We start from the raw sequence: 1,646 nt of genomic DNA on the forward strand, positions 1-1,646 counted from the left end.
TATGCTGGTTTTTGCCAGACGGACAGTGTTTCATAGCAGATTTACTGTACCAGTCTGGCTTTTTTACGCCTCAATCAAACTGTCGGGTACTGAGGGTCTTTGCATAAAATTTTGCGGAATTCTTTCGGTTTCAGGGTTTTCAGAAGGTCCTTCACCGCCATGGCAGCAGCATCCGACTGTGGCCCCAGGTAGACTAGCAGCTCCTCACGGATCAATTGCAGTTGCTGAGGTGTTTCCTCAGGTGATTTGCTGCTCGATTTTTCGTACCACTCCGCATTTGAGTCCTTTCCCTTTGGGTTCTGGGAGGGTGTTCCTGATGTAAAATTCCTGGACAGGTTCTTGCACAAGTCCAGAAACGCTGCCTTTTTGGCTGCTTCATCCCGATTTCGATTGAAAACCAGGATGTGGGCCACCAGGCCCTGAAGGTATTGTGGGTGACTCGACAAAATGGCCCGGGCCTGGTCCTGGGGCAGGTTTGCCGGTTCAGCAGCAAATTTCAGCATGTGATGCAGGTGCAAAATCACCACAATCAAATCCCGTGAACCCAGCTTCACCTTGCGAACCATGCGTTTTAAGGCTGCCTGCTCGTTTTCCGGAAGCAAGTACACGTTGAACTTGCTGCGGTACACCCCCAGCATTTCCCGGTGGAAGTGTCGATAAGCCTCTTCTGGGGTAGCAATGAAGACCTGTTTGGGTGAATGCCAAGATTAAAGGCTCTTAGGATTTACTCATTTTTCTTGGCATTTTTCTTCAACGTGCGGTAATAGGTCGCGCGAGAAATCCCCAGCCCTTCCCAGATGGCTCTGGGCCTGTTGCCTGGATCATCGTGCAATCTCAGCAGGATTTCCTCCTGGTTTTTCTTCAACTTCGGTGGCCGCCCTCCCACCCGGTTCCTCGCTCTGGCGGCTTCCAGCCCAGCCTTGGTACGCTCCCGAATGATGTCTCGTTCGAACTCGGCAAGGGCACCAAAAATATGCAGGAACAGCTTGCCATTCGCTGTTGACGTATCGATCCGTTCCTTGAGGATCAGCAGGTGAATCCCTCTGGACTGCAGCAGGTGCACCGTCTCAATCAGGTTTTTCAGGCTCCGGCCCAGTCGGTCCAATTTCCACACGACCAGGGTGTCCCCCTCGCGCAGGTAATTCAGGGCCTCGGCAAATCCTGGCTGGTCTGCTTTGGAGCCAGAGATCACGTCCTTGAAGATTCGGAAGCAACCCACCTCTTTGAGGGCATCCATCTGCAGATCCAGATTTTGTTTGTCGGTGGACCCCCGGGCATATCCCACAAGGATATTTTTCTTCATGAGATCACTCTAGTCTCAAAACTCAACTTTGTCGAGAGTTTCGAAATTATAATTCAGAGACGGCATTTTGAGACGATTTTTCATTGTTCCAGCAGCAGTGTTTCTGGAGTAACGACACTCTCACAATGCCGACCATGTTGGCGAATTCGGCAGAACTTCTCATTGCCTGCATCAAACTGAATTGCCTGTCGGTCCTGAGGTGCTTCGCTGTTCCTGATGACATCGAGAGCGTTTACTTTTCAAGAAATGCCAGGGGTGACGCACGTTAAGGCTGAAGGAGAAGCATCAGGAGGGTGGAGCGAAACTCATCACTCAACGCAGCTCGTTTCCTCTTGCGCTTCAT

Annotated in this window: 2 protein-coding genes; both read right to left on the bottom strand. The window is 51.2% G+C overall.

What is annotated here, in order from left to right; translation table 11 throughout:
• Positions 1 to 74: 74 nt before the first annotated feature.
• Positions 75 to 566, bottom strand: a complete 492-nt coding sequence (locus Q371_RS23255) for a hypothetical protein (protein ID WP_169743915.1) — start codon at positions 564 to 566, stop codon at positions 75 to 77.
• Between the two features lie 158 nt (positions 567 to 724).
• Positions 725 to 1,303 (bottom strand): recombinase family protein, encoded by a 579-nt coding sequence (locus Q371_RS23260; protein WP_281174337.1) that lies wholly within the window; start codon positions 1,301 to 1,303, stop codon positions 725 to 727.
• Between the last annotated feature and the right edge of the window lie 343 nt (positions 1,304 to 1,646).

The sequence above is a fragment of the Deinococcus misasensis DSM 22328 genome (assembly GCF_000745915.1).
Taxonomy (GTDB): Bacteria; Deinococcota; Deinococci; order Deinococcales; family Deinococcaceae; genus Deinococcus_C; species Deinococcus_C misasensis.

Bases quoted from the DNA above. Each gene is read 5' to 3' on its own strand.
- Q371_RS23255 (WP_169743915.1), bottom strand. From the start codon at position 566: ATGGTTCGCAAGGTGAAGCTGGGTTCACGGGATTTGATTGTGGTGATT.
- Q371_RS23260 (WP_281174337.1), bottom strand. From the start codon at position 1,303: ATGAAGAAAAATATCCTTGTGGGATATGCCCGGGGGTCCACCGACAAA.